General features: G+C 38.4%; 22 protein-coding genes and 2 riboswitches. Of the genes, 17 read left to right on the top strand and 5 right to left on the bottom strand.

The features are described from left to right. The first annotated feature begins 55 nt into the window (after positions 1 to 55). The gene (locus HMPREF1477_RS04795) at positions 56 to 346 is read left to right on the top strand and encodes a metalloregulator ArsR/SmtB family transcription factor (protein ID WP_005379548.1); all 291 of its coding nucleotides are present in this window, start codon (positions 56 to 58) and stop codon (positions 344 to 346) included. A 102-nt stretch (positions 347 to 448) separates the two neighbouring features. Continuing rightward, the gene (locus HMPREF1477_RS04790) at positions 449 to 1,324 is read left to right on the top strand and encodes a DMT family transporter (protein ID WP_232197158.1); all 876 of its coding nucleotides are present in this window, start codon (positions 449 to 451) and stop codon (positions 1,322 to 1,324) included. Positions 1,325 to 1,378: 54 nt separating this feature from the next. Here HMPREF1477_RS04790 and HMPREF1477_RS04785 read toward each other — a convergent pair whose 3' ends face one another. Then, on the bottom strand, positions 1,379 to 2,368 hold the full coding sequence (locus tag HMPREF1477_RS04785; RefSeq protein ID WP_016476007.1) for an AEC family transporter: 990 nt from the start codon (positions 2,366 to 2,368) through the stop codon (positions 1,379 to 1,381). Positions 2,369 to 2,667: 299 nt separating this feature from the next. Here HMPREF1477_RS04785 and modA point away from each other — a divergent pair, with 299 nt between their 5' ends. From modA to HMPREF1477_RS04770, 3 genes are all read left to right on the top strand, one after another. Next, on the top strand, positions 2,668 to 3,456 hold the full coding sequence (gene modA / locus HMPREF1477_RS04780; protein ID WP_016476006.1) for a molybdate ABC transporter substrate-binding protein: 789 nt from the start codon (positions 2,668 to 2,670) through the stop codon (positions 3,454 to 3,456). Between the two features lie 98 nt (positions 3,457 to 3,554). After that, positions 3,555 to 4,223, top strand: coding sequence for a molybdate ABC transporter permease subunit (modB, locus tag HMPREF1477_RS04775; RefSeq protein WP_016476005.1), 669 nt, complete (start codon positions 3,555 to 3,557; stop codon positions 4,221 to 4,223). Positions 4,224 to 4,231: 8 nt separating this feature from the next. Next, positions 4,232 to 4,861, top strand: coding sequence for an ATP-binding cassette domain-containing protein (locus tag HMPREF1477_RS04770; RefSeq protein ID WP_016476004.1), 630 nt, complete (start codon positions 4,232 to 4,234; stop codon positions 4,859 to 4,861). Between the two features lie 45 nt (positions 4,862 to 4,906). Here the strand turns inward: HMPREF1477_RS04770 and cytX are convergent, their stop codons facing one another. After that, the gene (cytX, locus tag HMPREF1477_RS04765; RefSeq protein ID WP_016476003.1) at positions 4,907 to 6,106 is read right to left on the bottom strand and encodes a putative hydroxymethylpyrimidine transporter CytX; all 1,200 of its coding nucleotides are present in this window, start codon (positions 6,104 to 6,106) and stop codon (positions 4,907 to 4,909) included. Between the two features lie 52 nt (positions 6,107 to 6,158). Beyond that, positions 6,159 to 6,264: riboswitch (TPP riboswitch) on the bottom strand. An 81-nt stretch (positions 6,265 to 6,345) separates the two neighbouring features. Next, positions 6,346 to 6,440: riboswitch (TPP riboswitch) on the top strand. A 62-nt stretch (positions 6,441 to 6,502) separates the two neighbouring features. On the opposite strand from cytX, the gene thiD reads away from it, so the two are divergent. Both thiD and thiM read left to right on the top strand, forming a co-directional pair. Beyond that, complete coding sequence (gene thiD / locus HMPREF1477_RS04760; protein ID WP_016476002.1) at positions 6,503 to 7,345, top strand: bifunctional hydroxymethylpyrimidine kinase/phosphomethylpyrimidine kinase; 843 nt, start codon at positions 6,503 to 6,505, stop codon at positions 7,343 to 7,345. A 4-nt stretch (positions 7,346 to 7,349) separates the two neighbouring features. Continuing rightward, on the top strand, positions 7,350 to 8,855 hold the full coding sequence (thiM, locus tag HMPREF1477_RS04755) for a hydroxyethylthiazole kinase (protein WP_016476001.1): 1,506 nt from the start codon (positions 7,350 to 7,352) through the stop codon (positions 8,853 to 8,855). Between the two features lie 177 nt (positions 8,856 to 9,032). Here the strand turns inward: thiM and rbr are convergent, their stop codons facing one another. Then, complete coding sequence (gene rbr, locus HMPREF1477_RS04750) at positions 9,033 to 9,578, bottom strand: rubrerythrin (protein WP_005379557.1); 546 nt, start codon at positions 9,576 to 9,578, stop codon at positions 9,033 to 9,035. Positions 9,579 to 10,181: 603 nt separating this feature from the next. Between rbr and HMPREF1477_RS04745 the strand changes: the two genes are divergently transcribed. From HMPREF1477_RS04745 to HMPREF1477_RS04710, 8 genes are all read left to right on the top strand, one after another. Continuing rightward, the gene (locus HMPREF1477_RS04745) at positions 10,182 to 10,385 is read left to right on the top strand and encodes a DUF951 domain-containing protein (RefSeq protein ID WP_005379561.1); all 204 of its coding nucleotides are present in this window, start codon (positions 10,182 to 10,184) and stop codon (positions 10,383 to 10,385) included. A 9-nt stretch (positions 10,386 to 10,394) separates the two neighbouring features. Then, positions 10,395 to 11,426 (top strand): selenide, water dikinase SelD, encoded by a 1,032-nt coding sequence (gene selD, locus HMPREF1477_RS04740; protein WP_016476000.1) that lies wholly within the window; start codon positions 10,395 to 10,397, stop codon positions 11,424 to 11,426. Positions 11,427 to 11,513: 87 nt separating this feature from the next. Then, positions 11,514 to 12,113, top strand: coding sequence for a sulfurtransferase-like selenium metabolism protein YedF (yedF, locus tag HMPREF1477_RS04735; protein ID WP_016475999.1), 600 nt, complete (start codon positions 11,514 to 11,516; stop codon positions 12,111 to 12,113). A 51-nt stretch (positions 12,114 to 12,164) separates the two neighbouring features. Further along, positions 12,165 to 12,422 carry a DUF3343 domain-containing protein gene (locus HMPREF1477_RS04730; protein WP_016475998.1) on the top strand — a complete coding sequence of 86 codons (258 nt, stop codon included), beginning with the start codon at positions 12,165 to 12,167 and terminating at the stop codon, positions 12,420 to 12,422. Positions 12,423 to 12,499: 77 nt separating this feature from the next. After that, positions 12,500 to 13,183, top strand: a complete 684-nt coding sequence (locus tag HMPREF1477_RS04725; RefSeq protein ID WP_016475997.1) for a Fic family protein — start codon at positions 12,500 to 12,502, stop codon at positions 13,181 to 13,183. Between the two features lie 66 nt (positions 13,184 to 13,249). Continuing rightward, positions 13,250 to 13,960 (top strand): NAD(P)H-dependent oxidoreductase, encoded by a 711-nt coding sequence (locus HMPREF1477_RS04720; RefSeq protein WP_016475996.1) that lies wholly within the window; start codon positions 13,250 to 13,252, stop codon positions 13,958 to 13,960. Positions 13,961 to 14,157: 197 nt separating this feature from the next. Continuing rightward, entirely contained in the window at positions 14,158 to 14,397 is a 240-nt protein-coding gene (locus HMPREF1477_RS04715; protein ID WP_009661862.1) for a GlsB/YeaQ/YmgE family stress response membrane protein, read from the top strand. A gap of 65 nt (positions 14,398 to 14,462) precedes the next feature. Next, positions 14,463 to 14,666, top strand: a complete 204-nt coding sequence (locus tag HMPREF1477_RS04710; protein WP_005379485.1) for a CsbD family protein — start codon at positions 14,463 to 14,465, stop codon at positions 14,664 to 14,666. A gap of 102 nt (positions 14,667 to 14,768) precedes the next feature. Here the strand turns inward: HMPREF1477_RS04710 and ychF are convergent, their stop codons facing one another. After that, a complete protein-coding gene (gene ychF, locus HMPREF1477_RS04705) occupies positions 14,769 to 15,875 on the bottom strand; it encodes a redox-regulated ATPase YchF (protein WP_038124532.1) in 1,107 nt (368 codons plus the stop codon). Between the two features lie 359 nt (positions 15,876 to 16,234). On the opposite strand from ychF, the gene HMPREF1477_RS04700 reads away from it, so the two are divergent. Beyond that, complete coding sequence (locus tag HMPREF1477_RS04700; protein WP_005382132.1) at positions 16,235 to 17,407, top strand: cyclopropane-fatty-acyl-phospholipid synthase family protein; 1,173 nt, start codon at positions 16,235 to 16,237, stop codon at positions 17,405 to 17,407. Positions 17,408 to 17,528: 121 nt separating this feature from the next. Here the strand turns inward: HMPREF1477_RS04700 and HMPREF1477_RS04695 are convergent, their stop codons facing one another. Further along, positions 17,529 to 18,503 carry a diaminopimelate dehydrogenase gene (locus HMPREF1477_RS04695; RefSeq protein WP_005379726.1) on the bottom strand — a complete coding sequence of 325 codons (975 nt, stop codon included), beginning with the start codon at positions 18,501 to 18,503 and terminating at the stop codon, positions 17,529 to 17,531. Positions 18,504 to 18,779: 276 nt separating this feature from the next. Here HMPREF1477_RS04695 and HMPREF1477_RS04690 point away from each other — a divergent pair, with 276 nt between their 5' ends. After that, complete coding sequence (locus tag HMPREF1477_RS04690; RefSeq protein WP_016475995.1) at positions 18,780 to 21,002, top strand: autotransporter outer membrane beta-barrel domain-containing protein; 2,223 nt, start codon at positions 18,780 to 18,782, stop codon at positions 21,000 to 21,002. Positions 21,003 to 21,042: the final 40 nt, after the last annotated feature.

Genomic DNA, 21,042 nt, shown 5'->3' with positions numbered 1-21,042 from the left:
GATAGTATTTAAATTTAGATAGATTATTAGTATTAGTTTAAAAGAAAGGATCCCTATGATCGACGGGAACGAATCATTGTTAAAGTTAGCAGAATTGTTTAAGATTCTTGGCGATCCAACGCGCCTAAAGATTGTTGAGATACTGCTAGAAAATGAGATGTGTGTTAATCATATTGCAGAGACAATGGGCATGGGACAATCTGCTATTTCACATCAGTTGCGAGTATTGCGACAAGCTCGTCTTGTAACATATCGCAAGGAAGGGAAAACTGCATATTATTCTTTAAATGATGATCATGTAGAAGGTCTTGTACGAATGGGTATGGATCACGTATCACATCAATAATAAGTTTTATTATAATGAACACCTTTCACCATATTATGAATGAAAGGTGTTTTTAGTTATGTTAGATATGAGAATGGAGATGTATATATAGTGAACCTGTTGATGAAAAATATAGGTATATTTGTGGTATTTATTGCCACGGTATTTTTATCAACTAAATCAATTTGGGCAAAGTTAATTTATCTAGATTCATTAAGTCCTTTGAGTGTTCTGGCATATAGAGCGCTTTTATCATTACCTTTTTTTATCCTACCAATGATTCATTTTAATTGGCAGAGTTTGAATAAAAAACAAGTTTTTAAGTATTCTTTTGTGGGAGCGGTTCTTTATTTAATTTCGTCTATGGCAGATTTTATAGGTTTATTATATATTTCTGCTTCTTTAGAACGTGCCGTTTTATTTACATTTCCAATCTATGTATTTTTACTATCATCAGATTTATCCAGAATTACGATTTCAAAGATCGTGTTAATTATTCTTACTGTTTTAGGATTAGGGATTATGTTTAATCCCACTGTTGACAGTCATTTTACTAATACTTTAATAGGCGTATTATTAGTTTTAGTTTCTGCTATATTTTGGGCTTTATTTATGATTTATAGTAAGCGGGTCGTTTTAAGTATTAGTCCTACTATATTTACTAGTACATATATGTGTATAACTACAGTGTTTTTACTTTTTTGCTTTATACTAAATAGTGGGGGCTTTTCGGAGATTGTAGCACTCCAACCTCATACTATAATTTATTTAATTTTCTTGGCTATTTTCTGCTCTATAGTTCCATCATACTTAATGTCCTTTGGGCTAAAGAAAATTAGTGCATCTCTTGCAGCAGTTATTAGTGCAATGGGCCCAATAGTTACTTTGGGTTTAGATGTAGTTATTCTTAATCATCACTTAGGATTAAATGAAATTATAGGTGCTATAATAGTTACCCTTTGTGTGACTTGTTTGACGAGACTAAATGCTAAGGCGTAAAAAAATCACTCATAGTTGATGACTATGAGTGATTTTTTTATAATTTTTATATTTTTAATATAATGGGAAAAGATAATAGGCGATTGTAATAAATAGCGGCATAGTTACTGCCGATAGAATTGTGGTGCCCATAACGATTTGCGTAGCATATTCAGGATTATTCTTCATTTCAATAGCAATGAGTGCCATATTAATAGCTGTTGGGACACTGTAGGTAATGACTATAGTCTGTGCTGCTATTGGATGCATTGGGCCGTAGAACATAATAAATAGTATAGTAATAACTGCTGCGATAAGAGGGCTTACGATGAGTCGTAAGGAGGTAGCGAGCATAACATCGGCCTTAAAGAAGTTTAATGGAGTTCTATTAATTTGTACCCCTAAGGCAATCATCGCAACACCAACAAAGGCATTAGCAAAAATCTTAAGAGGTGCAAAGAAGAAGAGGCCATGTAAATCAAATGGTAAGAGCTGACATATCAGAGCAAGAGGGATAGCGTATACCATTGGCATATGGAATACTACGTTTAAGGCATCTTTTGTGCTCAATCGGCCAGCACCAGCTTGGTAGAAACCATAGGTATTACTCGTAATGGTTTGTATAATCATGATAGATACAACGCTAACGAGGCCTAGGTCAGCATAGGGGGTTGCTCCATCAATGATATAAGGCACATTCGTAAATACGAAGATGGCAAGAGCAATACCCATATTTCCAACGTTATTAAACATGACGCAGTTTTTTAATGTTGCAATTTTGGCCACATCATAGCCTTGGATTTTACCGACTATACCAGAAAGTATAGAGTTTAGGATGAGTACAACTAGTGCACAAAATACAATTTCTAGTGTGCCAGATGTAAATTTTGCTTCATACATGGCTCTGAATACAAAGGTTGGTAGTAGTATATAGAAATTCAATTTACTCAATGTATAGAGGTCAAGTTTGAATTTTCTGTCTAGTATAAATCCTACGCCGATGAGTATGAAGATTGGGATCATAGAATTCATAAATATATGACCAATTAATTCAAATATATTCATTGTCTCACCTGGAGTTTCTCATTAATTATTAGAGTATCATTATATAGTATATATAGTATTATCATATCATAGGATGTATTGTTTTGGGGCTTAAAAGTTGATTCATTATGATTACTTATCATATTCATCAGAAATATACATGAAAAATGTGAGTTTTTACATATAATTTAATTGTTAGAACTATAGTATAATGTGAATATATTGTATATTTGCTTTGTTATTTAAGGGTGTGTCTCTGAGATATATTACTGATAGCTTTTACAGGATGGATTCCACGAGGAGACACAGGAGGAGAAATCATGAAACGAATTCTATTAGTATTAATGAGCGTTTTTATGCTTGCTTTTCTAGTAGGCTGTGGTAATGATGCAAGTAAAACTACGGATAGCGCAAAGCCAAGTACGTCTGAAAAGATTACAATTCAAGCGGCTGCTAGCCTTAAGGGGGCTCTTACTGAATTAGCAGATGCGTATAAGAAAGAGCATAACTTAGCAGATGATCAAATCACAATTAACTTTGCTGGCTCTGGCACATTGCGTCAACAGATTGAACAAGGTGCACCTGCAAGCTTATTCATTTCTGCAGACGAAAAAAATATGAAGATGTTACAAGATAAAGATTTAGTAATAAATGTAAAACCATTTGTAACAAATGAACTCGTTCTTGTAGTTCCTAAAGGACAACCTAAAATTGAGTTAGATCAAATCGCATCTGTAAAACGTATTGTTTTAGGTAATCCAGATACCGTACCCGCTGGTAACTATGGTAAGCAAGTACTAACAAAATTAGGTGTATGGGACCAAGTAGAACCTAATGTGGTATATGCTAAAGACGTTAAAGCTGTAACGGCTTCCATTAGCCAAGCAGCTGGTGATGCGGGCTTTATCTATAAGACGGATGCTATTGCAGCCGGTGATGCAGTTGAAATTGCTGCAGTAACACCTGCAGATTCTCATGATCCTGTTATATACCCTATCGGTATTATTAAGAAATATGATAATGCTTTGGCTCAAGATTTCTATACATATGTAATGAGCCCAGAGGGCCAAAAAGTATTGGAAAAATATGGATTCTCTACGTCTAAATAAGAATTTAACGCTAGCTTTTAGGGCTAGCGTTTTCTTATGATACAATAGAGTTATAATTTATTATCCGGCAGAGATTCGGCAAAGAAAGGAGGCCCGATATGAGTCCATTTTGGTTGTCATTGTGGGTGGCGAGTTTAGCTCTAGTTATTGTTATATTGACGGGCTTAGCTGCTTGTTACTGGATGAATCGATGTAAGTGGAGTGGTATCGCTGTTCTAGATGCCCTAATAACATTGCCACTCGTGTTGCCTCCAGTAGTAGTTGGCTTTGCTTTGCTTATGGTATTTACACCGGGCTATGCATTCGGCGCTTGGTTAGAATCATATGGTTTAGGCGTCGTATTTACTGCAGCAGGTGCTGTTGTGGCCTCTTCTGTTATTGCCTTTCCTTTGTTTTATCAAACGGTGCGGTCCGCATTGCAGTCTGTAGACCATAATATGGAGGACGTAGCACGTACATTAGGCGCTTCAGAGCTGCGCATATTTTTTACAATCTCTGTACCATTGGCATGGAAGGGGATTTTAACGGGCAGCATATTGGCATTTTGTCGTGCTATGGGTGAGTTCGGTGCTACCATATTAATCGCCGGTAATATTCCTAAAATTACGCGTACCATGCCACTTGCTATCTATTCCTATGTAGAGGCAGGACAGTACATGGATGCCTTTGAACTCGTTATTTACATTTGTGTGCTTACATTAGCGCTATTGAGCGGTATTCACATCCTTACAAAAGGATCCTTGTTCCGTAATTTAGGGCGTAATTAGGAGGGACTATGATTACATTTTCTTTTACCATAGCAAGACCTTCTATGATTGTGAAAGCCGATGGTACTTTAGCTTCAGGAATTACGGTGTTAACCGGTTCATCTGGAAGTGGTAAAAGTACGTTTATTAAATGTATTGCAGGGTTAGTGAAACCTACAACTGGTATCATTCGATGCGATGAACGAACATGGGTTGACCGAGATCAAAATATATGGGTGCCAGCTCAAGAGCGACAGGTAGGATATATGCCACAAGGCAATATCGTATTTCCTCATTTATCCGTGGAACACAATATTACATATAGTAAACGAGGCACGCCTAATATGTGTGATTCTCTATTAAAACGTTTAGGATTAGAAAAATACCGTAACACTAAGGCGGGGCGCTTATCTGGTGGTGAACAACAACGTGTGGCTTTAGGTCGTGCACTCTATTCAAAACCAACTATATTGCTTCTTGATGAACCTTTATCTGCATTAGATTGGAACCTTCGGAAGCAAGTGCGTGAGGATCTTGTTTCCATCATTCGTGAATGGGACGTACCTTGCGTATGGGTTACCCATGATGAAAGCGAAGCTGATGCAGTTGGTGATAGACACTGGAACTGTGAAGACGGACAAATTATTATACCTGAATAGTAAAACACCTTCATAAGCATGATTGCTTACGAAGGTGTTTTTGTTTTAGTGTTGTTTTATTTCGATAGATGAGGTTTCTGTATGACTTATAAATCCAATGATAGCTGTAACGACAAATGCTATTGTAAAGGCCGGTAATGTAGCACCTATTGTACTTTCACTATGTAACATATAGTGGTATAAACCAACGGATACGGCCCAAATAAGACCTCGTACGAGATAAGCGGATAATGTTTGTACTTGTTGGCGATTGATAAAGTAGTCCGCCAAAAGAATGGCAATCATCGGCGCAAATACAGAGCCGATGAGATATAGAAAGTCTGTAATATCGTCCATCGGATATAGGATGGCAGCGATTGTACCAACGATAGTAACTACAACGGCTATGCCTTTACTAGAAGCACTCTTGTAGATAGTCGTACTAGATACGCCTGCAGAGTAAGCGTCCATAAAGGTTGTAGTAACGGTAGAGAAGATGATAACGATGAGGCCCGCAAGGCCAAGTCCTGCATTCATCATGATGGTAATGATAGAATCGCCACCGCCAAAGATAGCGGCACTAAGACCTAAGGTGTACATAACGATACTTGTTACAGTGTAGACTGTAGCACTTGTAAGTGATGCGGAGAAAGGTTTTTTGCTTTCACGGGTATAATCACTGATGAGAGGAAGCCAAGATAATGGCATGGCGATAGATAATTCAAGGGCAGCGATGAAACTCATGTTTCCGCTAGTTAGAATGATACCTTCACTAGGCCACTGCGATATCATGTGAGCGCCCATGTAAAGGGTGAGACCTAACAATAGCACTGATACGATAGCTTGAATATAGCCCGTATTGTGAAGGCCGATGAAAAGCCACAAGATGACAAGTGCTCCGATAGCTATTGTCCAAATGATAGGGGATAGAGGTGCTAGTTTTTGTAAGGCTAGCATAGCATCGTAGATCATGATGCTAGTCCAGCCGATAAGTTGAAGCATATTTAAAAAGGCAAAACCTTTAGCCCCTAGTGGGCCAAAGCTGAAGGCAGTAGTATTCATACTGCCTTGTCGTAAACGTCCACCGATGAGGCCAGCTCCAAAGAGCAATACACCGCCGATAATATGCCCCAGTATGATGGCATATAGACCTTGGGTGAGTCCTAAGGGGGCTAGATAGGTTCCTGTCATAATTTCCGCTATAGATAGAGCGGCACCAAACCATATCATGGCGAACTGTGGTTGTGTAATGTATGTGTCTTTCATACGTCCTCCTTGCCAAGGAGTCATAGAAAAAGCCGAGTTCATAGGAACTCGGCTATTAATCCTCTATGTTCCCTACGTTGGCATTATCCAAATCAGGTTATGGGTTAAAGCATTAGCTTACTCTCAGCCCACTCATGTGAGCACCCCGTTATGGCTTCATTATAGGCTGTTAAGAGAACCCCGTCAATTATTTTCTTGCATAGATTGTATAATGATGTTATAACTAGAGTATAAAAATATATTGCCACTAGGGGTGCTTTTGCTGAGATTGACCATTCAAAACCCTAGACCTGATCCAGATAATACTGGCGTAGGAAAGTGGAGTGCAACATAATACTAAACTATTACGAGACCATTCCATTGGGAGTGGTCTCGTTTTATATGTTTGGAGGTATTATGAAATTACATACTGCATTAACAATTGCCGGTACTGACCCGAGTGGTGGCGCTGGCATTATGGCTGATTTAAAATCTTTTCAAAGCCGTAACGTATACGGCATGGCCGTGGTTACGTCCGTGGTAGCTCAAAATACAACGGGCGTACATCATGTAGAACATTTATCGCTAGAGAGTATTGACCGACAATTACACGATGTGTATTCTGACATTGAACCTCAAGCCGTTAAGACGGGCATGATTGCCTTGCCGGAGATGATGGACCTTATCTATCCTTATGTGAGTAAGGGAATTCCGTATGTAATGGACCCCGTTATGATTGCCACTAGCGGTGACCGACTCGTATCAGATGAGGCGGTACATTTCTTGAAATCTAAACTGATTCCTACCGCAACGGTTATCACTCCAAATCGCAGTGAGGCAGAGGTCTTAGCGGACATGTCTATTGATTGTGAAAGTGACATAACAACGGCGGCTAATCGAATTTTACATGACTTAGGGCCCCAAGTGGTCATCATTAAAGGCGGGCACATCGGTGAAGATGCAACAGATTATGCTTTCACAAGAGATGGTAGCGTTCGTACGTGGACAAGCCCCAAATATGATACGGTGCATACTCATGGTACGGGCTGTACCTTCTCAGCGGTTATTACAGCGGAGCTTGCTAAAGGCCGTGATGTAATGGATGCCATCGGTATTGCCAAGGATTATATTGCTCTTGCTATCAAGCACAATCCAGCGTTAGGCAATGGCTGTGGCCCAGTTAACCACATGGCCTATGGTTTATTGGCGAATGGAACTGAAACGATGGATGAGCTCTTGCAAAAAGATGAGAGGAGATGATGCTATGAACCCATATATGTATAATCAAATTAGGCCTAAATTCAATATGTTATACACATTGCGGAAGAAAAACCCTCTTGTGATTTGTATTACCAATGATGTGGTACGAACCTTTACAGCTAATGGACTACTAGCTATTGGGGCATCGCCCATCATGAGCGAATGTAGTGAAGATTTACAGGATCTTATTGTGTATGCATCAGCACTGCTCATCAATATTGGAACACTTACACCTGAGAAGGTTGGTTACTATAAAGAGGCTATTAAACTAGCGAAGGAATATGATGTGCCAATTATTCTTGATCCTGTGGGCTGTCATGCAGGAACTTACCGATTGTCGGTGGTCTTAGATTTGATTAAGACTGGTTCTATTTCGTTATTACGAGGCAATCAAAGCGAAGTTAAGGCTGTTTATGAAGCACTGAGTTCTGATAATAAGGGTGAAAACTCTCCGTTAGGTAAGGGCGTTGATGGGGCGCAGGTAGCGGATAGTGCCATTATCGCATATCGTTTAGCGCGTCTTATTAACTGTCCTGTAGTAGCAACGGGTGAAGAGGATTATGTATCTGATGGAACTCGAGTCTTTGCAGTGCCTCATGGTCATTCGATTATGACTGCTGTAACGGGAACAGGCTGTCTCTTAGGGGGCGTATTAGCAGCCTTTTTTGGAATTTATGATTCCTTTAAGGATAGCTTGTCTACAGGTGAATTTCTTGCCTATGCATTGGCGTATTATGGTTTAGCTGGTGAAAGTGCTGTTAAGGTAAGTGGAATAAAACCAGGTAGCTTTAGCATAGCCTTTATGGATGCTTTGTATACGCTAGATGATGAGGTGCTTGTATCTGAAAATCGTGTGCAGTCTGTAGTTGTACCAGATCAATTACAGGTGTATTTCGTGTGTGGTACACAAGATACAGAGCTTAACAAAAAACGGTTGCTCGAAATCGTAGAAGATGCTTGTCGTGGTGGTATAACCTGCTTTCAGTTTAGAGAAAAGGGCGATGGTACATTAGAAGGTCAACAGAAGTTAGAACTAGCACAACAGTTACAACATATCTGTGCCAAGTATCATGTGCTCTATATTATCAATGATGATGTAGAGCTAGCGGTCGCTGTTAATGCGGATGGTATTCACGTAGGGCAAGACGATATGTGCTTAGAAGATGTGCGTAATATCGTAGGTCATAAGATAGTGGGGATATCCATCCATTCCATAGAGGAACTCCATAAGACAGATGTACTGTATGCTGATTGTGTAGGCGTAGGTCCTATGTATACAACTAGTAGCAAGCCTGATGCGCAAGAACCATGCGGCCCGGAACGTATAGCTGAACTACAGGCACAAGGATTAAACTTACCATGCGTTGGAATTGGTGGTATTACCATAGACAATGCAATGGCAGTACTCCGTGCTGGCGCTTGTGGTGTTGCCGTTATATCTGCCATTGCCCATGCAGAAAAGCCTTATGAAGCGGTTCGACAATTTAAAGAATTAGCATCTAGCCTTTAATAGTAAATAGTATGACTTACAACTCTTAATGCATATATAACTAATAGAACACAAAAAAGACGATGACCGAAGTCATCGTCTTTTATATTGAGGTTGTCTGTACATACAGTTAGGAAGAACTGCACTTGCAGTATCAAATATCTGTATTTAAAATATTATTTTATCTAAACTTATAGATTAGATGGATTCAACGTGGCGTTGGAAGAAAGCTTGTGGGTGAGCACATACTGGGCAAACTTTAGGAGCTTCTTCACCAACGTGAATGTAACCGCAGTTAGCGCAAATCCATGCAACTGGTTGATCGTTGTGGAACACTTTGTTGCCAGAAACACGAGCTGCTAATGCAAGGTAACGAGCTTCATGGCGAGCTTCGATTTTACCAACTTCGCGCATTTTGAAAGCGATAGCAGTGAAGCCTTCTTTTTCTGCTTCGTCAGCGAAATCTTTGTACATTGTAGTGTGTTCATAGTTTTCACCAGCTGCTGCATCGCGAAGGTTAGCTTCGATATCAGCGGAAATGTCGCCACCATGAAGAGCTTTGAACCAAACTTTAGCATGTGCAGATTCGTTGTGAGCTGTTTCTTCGAAATAATCAGCGATTTCGTTCATGCCAGCTTTACGAGCTGCTGCTGCATAATATGTATATTTTTGGAATGCTTGGGATTCACCAGCAAATGCTGTTTGAAGATTTTTTTCAGTGTTAGAACCTTTTAATTCTGCCATTTTAATACTCCTTTGTACTTACATCGAATTTCAAAATTTTTACTTAGTTATATATTCATAACCACTTGGTTGTGAATGCAATAGTGGGTAACTCACTTGAGTTTAAGTTAAATAAAAACTTATTTATATACTGATTAGATAGACACTTGTCTATATTTGAAAAAAGCACTTGCTTATCTTTTAAATGAGTACTTACCTATAGTTGTAAAGAGGCACTTGCCTATAATTTACACCACAATGTTTTTGATTCGTATACTTAACGAATAATCATTGTTGACTATATTGTAACATACTAAATGAGAAATGCAAGTGTTTTTGTAAAAATTTATTTCGAAAATTTTCTAAATGATAAATGTTATCAATGTAGTAAATAAGCGGTTTTTGAAAGTCTGTTAAGTAATGGATTTATTAAAAATAGAATTACTGATAATGAGAATGAGAGTTACATGGAAAATCATTATTGTTTATAGAACTGTTTGTTTTTGGTAACAATTCTGATTAAGCCGATAGATCTTATTAGTCAAAGTGTACTTTTACCTATATTGGAGAACATATTTTAAGTATAATAAGATATATATAATAGAAATAGTATAAGGAGGCGCTATGGCGTTTATTAGATATTATGTGGGCGATATAGTACAAATGAAAAAATCGCATCCCTGTGGCAGTGATGAGTGGGAGGTCAAGCGCATAGGTACAGATTTTCTTATCGTTTGTAAAGGTTGTGGTCATCAGTTGTTGATGCCTCGCCCTAAATTTGAAAAGGCAGCGAAGAAAATAGTATCGCGCTTGCCTGAAAATGAATGAGGTAGGACTATGGTGCGACTCACTGATTATGTTACGAGTGGAGGCTGTGCATGTAAGATTGGTCCTCATATATTAGAACGTGTTTTAAAGGCCGTTACACCTGTTACAAATGAACATGTTCTAGCTGATATGACTGGTGCTGATGATGCAGGGGTATATCAAATTTCTGATCAACTTGCCCTTGTACAAACATTGGATTTTTTCACGCCTGTTGTCAATGACCCTACGTTATTCGGTAAAATTGCAGCGGCTAATGCATTGAGCGATGTATATGCGATGGGGGGGATACCCCTAACGGCGATGAACATCGTTGGATTTCCTGTTCCCTTAGTAGAACAAGGCGTATTGACGGATGTACTCAATGGGGCTGCATCCATTGTTTCTGAATCTGGTGCAGCCATTGTAGGTGGTCACAGCATCGAAAATAAGGAACCTATTTTTGGCATGTCGATCACAGGTCAAGTTAATCCTAGCGAGATTTGGAAGAATAAAGGCGCTCGAGTAGGGGATGTATTGGTGTTAACAAAACGCATCGGCACAGGTATTATGAATAATGCGTTGAAAGCTGATTTATTTCCTACTGGTACTGCGCAGGCGGTTGCTAGCATGAGTACGTTGAATCGTGTGGCTGCTGAGGTGGCCCATAATTTTACAATTCATGCGTGTACTGATGTGACGGGCTTTAGCCTTATGGGGCATTCTGTAGAAATGGCGAGTGCCTCTAATGTAACAATTCATATCAAGATTTATGATATTCCGCTCTTTGATGACGTCATTGACGCGGCTCGAATGGGCCTTGTACCAGCGGCGTCCTATGGCAATCGTAAGGCTATTACAGATGTACAAGTAGATAAAATATTAGATTCTGTGTGGACGGATATTTTATTTGATCCACAAACATCAGGCGGTCTTTTATTCTCTGTGCCTGCTGCAGAAGGACCGGATTTGGTGAAAGCTTTACATGATGTGGGCGTTGAAGGTGCCACTATAGTTGGTGCCGTTGAAAGCTTTAGTGGCTTAGCGGTACGCGTCACTAAATAAGATATATTACAATTTTGATTTTAATAGTATATAGAGTAGTTGTGCGTTGATGCTTTTACAAAATATATAATAGTATTGAGGTAAATGATGAGTAATACAAATGAATTAACTGTAGATGTGCGTGGCAGTTTGTGTCCAAAACCTGTGATTGAAACGAAGAAGGTAAGCGATGCAAATCCAGACGCGATTATTACGACCATTGTAGATAACGAGGTGAGTCGCGATAATGTAGAGAAATTTGGAAAGTCTCGTGGATATGATGTGGCAATTGGACAAGATGGTATAGATTTTTTTATTAAACTTACGCCGAATGTAGAACCTGCACCGGAAATTGATTGCAAACCTATGAATTATAGTGACCGCATCATTTTGATGACGAAAGATTATCTTGGTGAAGGTAGTGAAGAGCTTGGCCGTAATTTGATGAAAACCTTCTGGGTGTGCATGGTTGAAGCCGACGTGAAGCCATCTACAATTTATTTCATCAATAGTAGCGTTAAAATGGTAACCAACGATTCTGTTCATTTAGACAATATTAAAAAGTTAGCTGATCTTGGTGTTGAAATTGCTGCATGTGGTATTTGTCTCGACTATTATGGTCTAAAAGATCAAGTGGGGGTAGGCTCTATTACAAACATGTATGCGATTACAGATGCTATCGTTGGGAAAAATCTTGTTAAACTATAATACTCGTATCTATGTTGTAAATGATTAAGCAATATTATTGGAGGTCAGGCGTTGAACAATAAAAAATTGCTTGTCGTTTTTACATCCTATTATTTTGGGGATAAAGCAGATAAGATATTAACAGAACTTTCGGTGCCTCACCAACTGATGGCTACACCGCCAGAATTGAATGATATGTGTGGTTTGTCCATTCAAATAGACTTGAATACTGTAGAACAAGTTCAGACTATCCTAAAAGAACATAAGATTAGTAAATCAGGCTTATTTTGGTATGAAAAAGGGAAACCAGTTTTAGCTTATAAAGATTAAATCGATTTATTAATATCGAAATTTATCTATATATGGTAACGTTAATATATAAAAATCGTATTGTATAGGAGATATACATGGTTGATTTTACCTTGCCTCGCGAATATATAGACGATATGGTCGTCCGTATGGCCCATCATAGTACAGCAATCGAGGGGAATACGTTAACACAAGGGGAAGCAAAGAGTATCCTATTAGATAATATGATACCCCGTAAAATGGATTTGCGTGAGTTCTATGAAGTATCTAATTATCGCGACTATTTAGTGTTCTTGATGGAATCATATCAAGAAGTAATTACGATAGATATCATAAAAGACACACAACGATTGTTACTAGCACATATCCGTGATGATAATGGGCAATTTAAGATTGTTCAAAATATGGTTATTGGTGCTGATTTTGAGCCAACAAAACCATATCAAGTACAAGAAGCTTTAAAAAACTGGTGTGATACATTGCAATATCGTTTAGAGATATCCCAAAATGATGAAGAGCGGGTGCGTGCCATTATGGAGCAACATTTGCAATTTGAACGTATTCATCCTTTTGTTGATGGTAATGGCCGTACAGGAAGAGCTCTTATTGTACACGCTTGTTTACAACAGAAATTAGCGCCTATTATCATTAACAAAGCTGATAGAGGTGAATATATGACTCTGTTAAATGATGGTGATTTAAATGGCTTATATAAGTTAGGTCTTGATTTATTTTATAAGGAAAAAGAACGTATGATTCTATTTGGTCAAAATTTTGGCTGATGAGCATCATATGTTATGTATCTAGGTTAAGTTTTTGAAATTAATATAATGAAAGGTTGAATTTCAATGAGCAAATATGAAATAGAAAATGTAAAATTAACGGCCCCTAAATTGGATCGTAAAGATTTAGAATATGCTATGACCTATCGTTATGCATGTAAGAAATTTGATAGCACTAAAAAGATTAGTGATGAAGACTGGAATGCTATCTTGCAGGCGGCACGTTTGTCTCCTACATCCTTAGGTTTTGAAGCATATCAATTGTTGGTGATTCAAAATCCAGAAATTCGAGAAAAGATGAAAGCTTATGGTTGGGGTATCTTAGCAGGGCTTGAAGCCAGTCATGTAGTGGTTTTCTTAGCTCGTAAAAAGGCAGATCTTGAATTCGATTCATCATATATCCGTCATATTCAAGAAGAGGTGAAACAATTACCTGCTGAAGTAGATGCTATTTATAAGGAAAAATATGCGCAGTTTACTACGGAAGACTATAAAACATTTGAGTCTGAACGTGCTGCTTTTGATTGGTCCTCTAAACAAGCGTATATCGTTATGGCGAATATGATGACCATGGCTGCCTATGAAGGGCTTGACTCCTGTGCGTTGGAAGGCTTCAACCAAGACAAGATGACAGCATTCTTAGGCGATGAACTTGGTCTTTTCGATACTAAACATTTCGGTATTTCTGTAATGGCAGCCTTTGGGTACCGTGATGAAGAACCACATCGCAATAAGACACGTCGTACAATGGATGAAATTGTAAAGGTCGTTGAATAGAATATATCAAAATATTTACAAGAAGAATGTTAGGACCATAGAACACTACTTTTGCTAAAGTATGCCAACTTTATATATCGCACTTCATTTAACCTTTAAACATGAATGGTACGTTATAAATATACATAATATTTAACATATCTGTATATTTAGATGATTTTTAAGATACATGTATATAAGCGTAAAGGAGTGATTATATGTTATGGTCAATTATTGTTGGTGGTTTTATCGGGTTCCTAGCAGGTGCCATCACTAACAAAGGCGGTGCAATGGGCGTTATCGCTAAAGTTGTTGCTGGTTTAATTGGATCGTCCGTAGGTCAGTCCCTATTTGGTACCTGGGGTCCTAGCTTAGCAGGTATGTCCTTAATTCCATCTGTATTAGGTGCAGTCATTGTTGTTGCTGTAGTCTCATTTTTCTTCGGAAAAAGGGGATAGTAATCTACTTATAAAAGTAGGTCTAATATAGCTAAACGTGATTTTACATGAAAGGAGTCATTATTATGGCATTAGAAGAAAAACTCAACCAAGCTAAAGGTGCACTAAAAGAAAATGTTGGCAAATTAACTGGTGACAAAAAATTGGAATCAGAAGGTGCTGTAGAAAAAACAACTGCTAAAGTTAAAGACGTTGTAGAAGATGTTAAAGATGCTGTAGAAGGCGCACTTGACGGCTTGAAAAACTCTGTTGATAACGATAAAGAATAAACTCGTGTTTATTCAACAATCACATAAAGAAAATCTCATTAAGAGACAACAAAAACCAGTAAATCGTTCGATTTACTGGTTTTTTATTGCTATTAATTTGCATTATACGTTGAAGCGGAAGTGTGTTACGTCGCCGTCTTTCATAACATATTCCTTGCCTTCTAGGCGAACAAGGCCTTTTTCTTTAGCAGCATTTTGGCTGCCGCAAGCTTGTAAGTCATCGAAGGATACGATTTCAGCGCGGATAAAGCCTTTTTCAATATCGGAGTGAATTTTTCCAGCTGCTTGAGGTGCTTTTGTGCCGTTTACAATTGTCCATGCACGAGCTTCCATTTCACCAGCTGTAAAGTAGTTGATGAGGCCTAAGAGTGCATAACTTGCCTTGATAAGCTTAGTTAAGCCAGATTCTTCAAGACCGAGATCTTCTAGGAATGCAGCGGATTCTTCATCAGATAACTCAGCAATTTCGGATTCGATACGAGCGGATACAACAACGATGCCAGCACCTTCGTTCTTCGCGTATTCTTCTACGCGTTTTACGTGCTCGTTAGCGGAGTAATCAGATACTTCATCTTCAGAAATGTTAGCAACATAAAGAGATGGTTTTGCTGTAAGTAATGTCAACTCTTTAATCATTTCTAACTCTTCTTCGTCTAGACCTTGGGCACGAACTGGTTTTGCTTCACCGAGACCTTCGATAATGCGTTCTAGCAATGGTAACTCAGCGCGAGCATCTTTATCGCCGGATTTTGCAATTTTTTCAATGCGTTGTTTCCGTTTTTCTACGGATTCAAGGTCTGCAAGGCAGAGCTCTGTATTGATGATTTCGATGTCTCGGATTGGATCGATAGACCCTGCAACGTGAGTGATATTAGGGTCATCGAAACAACGAATAACTTGTGCAATTGCATCTACTTGACGAATATGACTAAGGAATTTGTTGCCTAAACCTTCGCCTTTAGATGCACCTTCAACGAGACCTGCAATATCTACAAATCGCATAGCAGCAGGGAGGATGCGTTTGGAACCGAACATTTCCGCTAATACAGCTAGACGACTGTCTGGAACATCAACAACACCTACGTTTGGCTCAATTGTACAGAATGGATAGTTGGCAGCCTCAGCGCCAGCTTTTGTAATAGCGTTGAATAATGTACTTTTACCAACATTTGGAAGGCCTACGATGCCTACTTCTAAATTTGTGCTCATGGTACCACCTTTATTAAAATTAATTTCGTTCTTTGTGAAAGCTTTCATTAGAAATATGGTTTCTTATAAAAGCCTTGTCAAACACATATTATATCATATTCTAATGGATATATACATTTCTATAGAATTGGTCTGGATTATTTATCAAGAAGTGCTATAATATTAGAGAGAAAGTTGAAGTTTCTTATAAAAAATAATGATAAGTAGATGTATTTATATAATAAAAATATAAGTTTTTCTTATGATTTGTTTTATAGAAAATTTTGATGAGTAGATATGACTATGTCAGTGTGCAGGCGGACGTGTCATTTTGATTGAACGTAAACGTCATGTAACGCTGCTAGGAAAGGAAGTTAAGTATGTTTTCTAAGTTATTTGATAGTTTTTTAGTTCACTATTTAGAACGTTTTAATGATCACTGCTTTAGTGTAAAAGTGGGTGACAATGAATATACCATTGGCGAAGGTACACCTGAGTTTACCATTCGTGTAAACCGCGATATCCCTAAGAAAGATTTGCTCGTTTCTGCTGAACTTGCACTTGGCGAAGCGTATATGCGTAAGGATATTGAAATAGAAGGCGATTTATTCAAAGCTCTTTGTGTTGTACTAGGTCATGTTAATAAGGATTCTATCAATAAAAAGGTACTTAGTTCTCTCTTTAATGTAGGTCTTAAAAAGAAAGATCAAAAACAACAAGTGTCTTCTCACTACGACCTTGGCAATGATTTTTATAGCTTATGGCTTGATAAGACAATGAGCTATTCTTGTGCGTACTTTAAACATGAAGATGATAGCTTAGAAGATGCACAATACCAAAAGGTTCATCATATTCTCGATAAATTATATTTAAAAGAAGGTATGACATTACTCGATATCGGTTGTGGTTGGGGATTCCTTTTAATTGAAGCAGCCCGTAAATATGGCGTTAAAGGCTATGGTTGTACATTGTCTGAAGAACAATGGAAGAAAGGCCAAGAACGGATTAAAGAATTCGGACTTGAAGGTCAAGTCGAAATCGAACTCATTGATTATCGTGATGTAGCGGCATCTGGTCGTACATTCGATCGTATCGTCAGCGTTGGTATGTTGGAACATGTAGGTCGTCCTAATTTCCCATTGTATATGGAGGATGCATCCACTATGTTAAATGATGGTGGTTTATTCTTGCTCCATTACATCAGTGATCCATCAGAAAAAGAATCTAGTGCATGGATTCGTAAATATATCTTCCCAGGTGGATGCTTACCGTCTCTTCGTGAAATTGTTTCTATTGCTTATGACTATGATTTTAATGTTATCGATGTTGAAAGCTTGCGCTTGCACTACTATAAAACATTGATGCATTGGTACAATAATTTCCAAGGTGTACGTGACCAAGTAGAAAAAGCTCGCGGTACTGAATTTGTTCGTATGTGGGACTTATACCTCTGTGGTTGTGCAGCAGGTTTCTATATTGGCAATATGGATTTGCATCAAATCCTTATGACAAAAGATGTTAATAATGAATTGCCATTAACACGTTGGTATTAATAGATAGATTTTAATATGAAAAAGGACCGTCTTAAGGCGGTCCTTTTTTCGTGTCATCATACGCTATTGTTAAATGTAAAAAGAGGATAACCGAAGTTATCCTCTTAAGGTGCGTATAGAATTATAGAGAGTGAGCTCGCAATTCTTCAGCAGAATGTGTGGAAATCCAAGCTGGTGGAATATCGAATACTGTGTAACAACCAGTACCACCGTGTTTAGCGAGACGGTAGATACCACGAGCGTATGCAACAAGTGCAGAGCCTGTGAATTCAGGGTTAGAATCAAGTTTTAAAGAGTATTCAACAACATGACGAGTGCCGTCAGTGCTTTCACCAGAACGAAGAACGAAGCCACCATGTGGAATACCCTTGTGGTTGCGATCAAGTTCTTCTTGGGAAATGAAGTTGACTACAGTTTCGTAACCTACGAAGTAGTTTTCCATAGTTTTGATTTCATTTTCAATTTTAGCTTTGTCCGCATCAGGAGCAGCTACTACATAGCATTCACGAAGGTGGCCTTTGTAGCCATCAACGTCTGGAGTTTCGCCGTTGCGGATAGCTTCAAGGTATTGTTCTTTAGGAACAGTGTATTGACGAGCATCAAGAACACCATCGATACGACGAATAGCATCGGAGTGACCTTGGGAAACGCCGCGGCCCCAGAATGTGTAAGATTTGCCGTGAGGCAAGATGCTTTCAGCGTAAACACGTTGTAAAGAGAACATGCCTGGGTCCCAACCACAAGAAATCAATGTAGCAGTCTTAGCTTCTTTAGCTACTTTGTCTACATTAGCAAAATGCTCAGGGATACGTGCATGTGTATCGAAGGAATCGATACAGTTGAAGTATTTAGTTACCATTGGAGTTTGTTCGATAAGGTCTGTTGCAGAACCACCGCACAGAACCATAACGTCGATCTTACCTTTGAAGTTTGGTAGATCTTCCATAGTGTATGTAGGAACACCAGACACTGTTTCTAAGCCTTTACGACGAGAAAATACGCCTACGAGTTCCATATCTGGTTGCAATTTAACAGATGCTTCTACGCCACGGCCTAAGTTGCCATAGCCTACGATACCAATACGAATTTTGCTCATATTAGCCTCCTATATAATTATAAAATGTAGTGTAATAACTAATATACTTATTATAACATAGAAATTTCTCTTTTTATAATATTCTATAGAGTTATACAGCATATATTATGTGGAGAGAATAATTCGTTTGTTATTATTCATCATTATATCGATACATTGCGTATGGGAATATACATAAAAGAAAACATCATATGTGCAAAAATTGACACATATACCCCTACTATATATACAATGAATATATGCATATTATTGTGTATAGTTTGAGGAGGTTATGAGATGAGAAGAACGATAAACCTTGCTGTTATTGCTGCTTTAATTATTACCGGTGCTAGTGCAGAGGTCATGGTGTCAGCCACTACAGTTGAAAGCCATACAGATGGAAAATCCATTGGGTTGAATTTGTGGGGTGAAAATAAACACTATACCGATGATTTGATCGTCAATGTATCTGGCCTTGGTGTAAATGGAAATAAATACCATAATAACGTTACCGGTATTTATGCTCTTGATGGATCTCAGGTTGCCATAGATAAAAATGTAAATGTAACGGTTGCAAATCCAGCACCTGCGGAAAGTGGAGAGAAGCGCAGACCAGACTTAGCACACTATTACATGAGTGGTATATATGCTGGTTATGGTGGGGTTACAAATGATGGTAATAATGATGATACTCGTATTACCGTACAAGGTAATGCCAAAGTAGATGCCATTGGCGTAGGTTTGCAAGCTAATAAGGATGGATACATTCGGATTCTAGGTGGGGCAGATGTAAAGACACATCCTTTAACGACATCTGATACATATTCTGCACTTTCAGAAGAAGGATTTGTCTATGTGAATACTGGCATGGATGGATTGAAACCAGGTGCTAAGGACGTCAATATGTATGGCAATATTGGTTTTATCAATAAAAACTATGGTATTGATAAAAATCCACACAATCATGGATCAGAAATTTCATTGGGATTAACGACACCAAATTCTAAATTAGTGGGTGGTGTACTCAATGAATTTGATGAAAGTAACAATAATCCTCATCATGGCGGTTTGAGATTGTATTTACAAAATGGTGCTACATGGCGTAATGAATGGTTAGGAGCTGAACGTGAATACCCTACACAAGGCCGACCAGATACTGCAAATTATCTCTATACAGGTAGTAAGGTAGAGCATCTTATAGGTGGTGCCACAGAAGGTAGCCGCGGCATTATCCAAGCCGTAGATGCACGGCCTATTACGATTAATAATTATGCTGGTCATACAGCTATTGATTATGAAAAAGGTGCACCTGCTGCAGAAAACGGAAAGGGTGAAGTGGTTATCAACCATGCTGATCCTGGTTCTTCTGTTACATTGCGTAGCTCCGTAGAGGCTTTGAAAGAACAAGCTAATGCCGAGATTCCAGGATTAGCAGAAAATCAATTTGTGAAGAAAATAGTCTACAATGGATATATGAAGGGTGAGCGAAACCTTGGTGTTAATGTGCATTTAGAAACAGGTGTGATTAGTCCTACATTAAATGCTAAACTTAGCCCGGATGATTTTGATGCAGATGGACGTGCTATGGTGTCTAATAAAACCGTATTATCCACTAGTGAAAGTGAAATTGTATCCGGTGCTAAGAGTGCATTAGCATCTTCTGTTATGCAAATGCGAGCTGATACCAATGATTTACAACGCCGCTTAGGTGATGTGCGTCTTAACTCCGATAATCAAGGCGTATGGGGCAAATATATTGGTGGTAAATCTAAAATTACAGACTCTGCCTATGTAAATCAAAATTATAATATGGCGCAAATTGGCTATGATATGAAACGAGGAAACTGGATTGTAGGCGGTGCCTTCTTGTATGGTACAAACAATAGTGATTATGCACTAGGTTCAGGTTCTGGTAAAACTGCGGGGCTAGCAATCTATGGGGCTAAACAATTTAATGATGGCCGTTATTTAGATATTATTGCTAAAGGCAATCGTTTGAAAAATGATTTTACCGTACATAACAGCTTAGGAACGTCGTTGAGTGGTGACTACCGTAATACGGGTGCATCTTTGAGCCTTGAATATGGTAAACGTATCAAGAGAAATAATGGTTTCTATATTGACCCTAGTGCGGAATTGATTCTTAGCCGCTTATCTGGTGAAAGCTTCGATGCTCGTACGAATACTGGTAGCACAGTTCATATTAATTCTGATGCAGTTAACTCTGCTATAGGGCGCTTAGGCATTGGCGTTGGTAAGGAAGCTAAGAATAGTAATGTTTTCCTTAAAGCTGCATTGGCACATGAATTCTCTGGCAAGATGAAAGCAACCTATAGCATGGCCGGTGAACCAACGACTAATAGCGTAGTAGATTTGAAGGATACTTGGCTTGATCTTGAACTCGGTGGTTCATGGAGTTTCCGTCCAAATACATATTTATATGGAACATTTACTAAAAACTTTGGTAGTACTGTTGATACATCCTATCGTGTAGATGCGGGTATTCGTCATAACTTTTAATTAGTATCTAGATTTAAAATAAAAACGGTTGTGAAACATT

The organism is Veillonella sp. HPA0037 (assembly GCF_000411535.1).
Lineage (GTDB): Bacteria > Bacillota > Negativicutes > Veillonellales > Veillonellaceae > Veillonella > Veillonella atypica.
The sequence above is the reverse complement of the archived record's forward strand: the minus strand, read 5'-3'. Positions and strand labels throughout refer to the sequence as shown.

What these genes read in the sequence shown, in the direction of transcription:
- HMPREF1477_RS04710 (WP_005379485.1), top strand. Translation starts at nt 14,463, where the DNA reads ATGGCATTAGAAGAAAAACTCAACCAAGCTAAAGGTGCACTAAAAGAA.
- ychF (WP_038124532.1), bottom strand. Translation starts at nt 15,875, where the DNA reads ATGAGCACAAATTTAGAAGTAGGCATCGTAGGCCTTCCAAATGTTGGT.
- HMPREF1477_RS04720 (WP_016475996.1), top strand. Translation starts at nt 13,250, where the DNA reads ATGAGCAAATATGAAATAGAAAATGTAAAATTAACGGCCCCTAAATTG.
- cytX (WP_016476003.1), bottom strand. Translation starts at nt 6,106, where the DNA reads ATGAAAGACACATACATTACACAACCACAGTTCGCCATGATATGGTTT.
- HMPREF1477_RS04695 (WP_005379726.1), bottom strand. Translation starts at nt 18,503, where the DNA reads ATGAGCAAAATTCGTATTGGTATCGTAGGCTATGGCAACTTAGGCCGT.
- yedF (WP_016475999.1), top strand. Translation starts at nt 11,514, where the DNA reads ATGAGTAATACAAATGAATTAACTGTAGATGTGCGTGGCAGTTTGTGT.
- HMPREF1477_RS04745 (WP_005379561.1), top strand. Translation starts at nt 10,182, where the DNA reads ATGGCGTTTATTAGATATTATGTGGGCGATATAGTACAAATGAAAAAA.
- HMPREF1477_RS04700 (WP_005382132.1), top strand. Translation starts at nt 16,235, where the DNA reads ATGTTTTCTAAGTTATTTGATAGTTTTTTAGTTCACTATTTAGAACGT.
- thiM (WP_016476001.1), top strand. Translation starts at nt 7,350, where the DNA reads ATGAACCCATATATGTATAATCAAATTAGGCCTAAATTCAATATGTTA.
- modB (WP_016476005.1), top strand. Translation starts at nt 3,555, where the DNA reads ATGAGTCCATTTTGGTTGTCATTGTGGGTGGCGAGTTTAGCTCTAGTT.
- modA (WP_016476006.1), top strand. Translation starts at nt 2,668, where the DNA reads ATGAAACGAATTCTATTAGTATTAATGAGCGTTTTTATGCTTGCTTTT.
- HMPREF1477_RS04715 (WP_009661862.1), top strand. Translation starts at nt 14,158, where the DNA reads ATGTTATGGTCAATTATTGTTGGTGGTTTTATCGGGTTCCTAGCAGGT.
- HMPREF1477_RS04690 (WP_016475995.1), top strand. Translation starts at nt 18,780, where the DNA reads ATGAGAAGAACGATAAACCTTGCTGTTATTGCTGCTTTAATTATTACC.
- rbr (WP_005379557.1), bottom strand. Translation starts at nt 9,578, where the DNA reads ATGGCAGAATTAAAAGGTTCTAACACTGAAAAAAATCTTCAAACAGCA.
- HMPREF1477_RS04770 (WP_016476004.1), top strand. Translation starts at nt 4,232, where the DNA reads ATGATTACATTTTCTTTTACCATAGCAAGACCTTCTATGATTGTGAAA.
- HMPREF1477_RS04725 (WP_016475997.1), top strand. Translation starts at nt 12,500, where the DNA reads ATGGTTGATTTTACCTTGCCTCGCGAATATATAGACGATATGGTCGTC.
- thiD (WP_016476002.1), top strand. Translation starts at nt 6,503, where the DNA reads ATGAAATTACATACTGCATTAACAATTGCCGGTACTGACCCGAGTGGT.
- selD (WP_016476000.1), top strand. Translation starts at nt 10,395, where the DNA reads ATGGTGCGACTCACTGATTATGTTACGAGTGGAGGCTGTGCATGTAAG.
- HMPREF1477_RS04795 (WP_005379548.1), top strand. Translation starts at nt 56, where the DNA reads ATGATCGACGGGAACGAATCATTGTTAAAGTTAGCAGAATTGTTTAAG.
- HMPREF1477_RS04785 (WP_016476007.1), bottom strand. Translation starts at nt 2,368, where the DNA reads ATGAATATATTTGAATTAATTGGTCATATATTTATGAATTCTATGATC.
- HMPREF1477_RS04790 (WP_232197158.1), top strand. Translation starts at nt 449, where the DNA reads ATGAAAAATATAGGTATATTTGTGGTATTTATTGCCACGGTATTTTTA.